The organism is Photorhabdus sp. RM71S (genome assembly GCF_042879355.1).
Taxonomy (GTDB): domain Bacteria; phylum Pseudomonadota; class Gammaproteobacteria; order Enterobacterales; family Enterobacteriaceae; genus Photorhabdus; species Photorhabdus kayaii.
Genome location: NZ_JBHFKV010000206.1, coordinates 1 through 437 on the forward strand (window position 1 = coordinate 1; position 437 = coordinate 437).

Genomic DNA, 437 nt, shown 5'->3' on the forward strand with positions numbered 1-437 from the left:
CCATTGGCATGAATAATTTAACTCCGGTAGTTAATGAAATTAATATTGCGCTCCAGCATTCAAAGCGTCCTGAGATTACGCTGTTCCGTTATTATCAGACAGCCTCAGAGGCTATGAAGAGTACTATCGTATTATCAATGATAGGGAAGCTTATAGAGCAGCAAAAGCGACTAAGCAAAATATAAGATACGTATGAAATCTACCATTTATCACTACGCATAGGCCACGACTATTCGAGGCCTTTTTCTTTTCACGCCCGTACTTGCGGGGACTTAATCCCCAACGGGGGTGGAAATATGAGACTCATGGACAAGCAACCAGACATCTGGGTGCAGCTATGGTTATGGCTGCTATCAGTCAAAGAACAGGGTATAGGTGCAATACTATCGGGGACAATGGCTTTTCTCAGGGGTCGCTATAACGGCGGGGGATGGCTG

2 protein-coding genes are annotated in these 437 nt (G+C 44.9%); both read left to right on the forward strand.

Annotated elements, in window-relative coordinates:
* Positions 1-185, forward strand: a 185-nt coding sequence (locus ACGF5R_RS24540; protein WP_387693254.1) for a hypothetical protein, incomplete at its 5' end; no start/stop codon positions are given.
* 120 nt (positions 186-305) lie between these two features.
* The coding region (locus ACGF5R_RS24545; protein WP_387693256.1) for a phage holin family protein at positions 306-437 on the forward strand (132 nt) is incomplete at its 3' end.